This is a genomic window from Alcanivorax sp. HI0044, assembly GCF_001634945.1.
On sequence record NZ_LWEZ01001322.1, the window covers coordinates 1 to 1,370 of the forward strand.

The window sequence follows — 1,370 nt, forward strand, 5'->3', positions numbered from 1 at the left end:
CGTGTAGAGCGTGGCATCATCAAGGTGGGTGAAGAGCTGGAAATCGTGGGTATCAACGACACCACCAAGACCACCTGTACCGGTGTTGAGATGTTCCGCAAGCTGCTGGACGAAGGTCGCGCTGGTGAGAACGTTGGTGTTCTGCTGCGTGGTACCAAGCGTGATGAAGTTGAGCGTGGCCAGGTACTGGCCAAGCCGGGCTCCATCAAGCCGCACACCAAGTTCGTTGCTGAGGTGTATGTCCTGAGTAAAGACGAAGGTGGTCGCCACACTCCGTTCTTCAACGGCTACCGTCCGCAGTTCTACTTCCGTACGACTGACGTGACAGGTGCATGTACTCTGCCGGAAGGTACCGAAATGGTAATGCCGGGCGATAACGTGCAGATGGACGTTGAGCTGATCGCTCCGATCGCCATGGAAGACGGCCTGCGCTTCGCGATTCGCGAAGGTGGCCGTACCGTTGGCGCCGGCGTGGTAGCTAAAATCACCGAGTAAGTTTTACGGTGATAAAAAGGGTCGCTTCGGCGGCCCTTTTTTTTGCCTGCGATTTGATGGTGTTGTCAACGGTGTCTGTTGGGCTGTTGAGGCTTGGGGTGTGAGTGGTCTGGCAGCTTCGCTGTGGCGTGCTGAGCGGTGTGTGAAGCGGTTTTCTGCAGTGTGATGTGGCCAGGTGTTGCTCGTGCTTGTGGTGGTTGCAATCGAAGGTGGTGAGCTGCCTGTTCGGCAATGAGTTGTCGGATTTTCAGGGCAGGGCTTGGCGGGGCGGAAAAACAGGAGTACCGTCTCAGCCCGGTGGGATGCCACCAGGAGGGGTCGGTATTGGCTTGTTCCTTGGCTGGCGCCGCGGTTGTGGCTTTGATGGGCTCTGTGGCGGCGGATGTCGCTTTGCGATAACCGCTTTTACAGTTAATTTGGGTTTTTTGGCGAAATACCCCTTGCAATACCCCCGGGGTATGGCTAATATTCGCGCCCTGCCTTCGGGCAGTACCAACCGGGGCATTGTTCCCGGGCTTGTTTTGACACCACTCACCTATCCTGTAGCGATGAGGTAAGTGGGCTTTTTGCCATATAAACTATGGCTCGAAACGGTCTGGAGTTTGTTAGCTATGGCTAACCAAAGAATCCGTATTCGTCTCAAGGCCTTTGATCATCGTCTGATTGATCAGTCCGCCCAGGAGATCGTGGATACGGCCAAACGGACAGGCGCGCAAGTAACGGGTCCAATCCCGCTGCCGACGCGTAAAGAACGCTTTACAGTGCTGGTCTCTCCGCACGTAAACAAAGATGCGCGAGATCAGTATGAGATCCGCACCCACAAGCGGCTGGTGGATATTGTCGAGCCTACGGATAAAACCGTGGACGCGCTGATG

Annotated in this window: 2 protein-coding genes; both read left to right on the plus strand. The window is 55.6% G+C overall.

The genetic code is table 11. The annotated features are described in order from the left end of the window. On the plus strand, positions 1-495 hold a 495-nt coding region (locus A3730_RS19450), incomplete at its 5' end, for an EF-Tu/IF-2/RF-3 family GTPase (RefSeq protein ID WP_255364275.1). Between the two features lie 611 nt (positions 496-1,106). Next, a partial coding sequence (gene rpsJ / locus A3730_RS19455; protein ID WP_063538715.1) for a 30S ribosomal protein S10 occupies positions 1,107-1,370 on the plus strand: 264 nt, incomplete at its 3' end.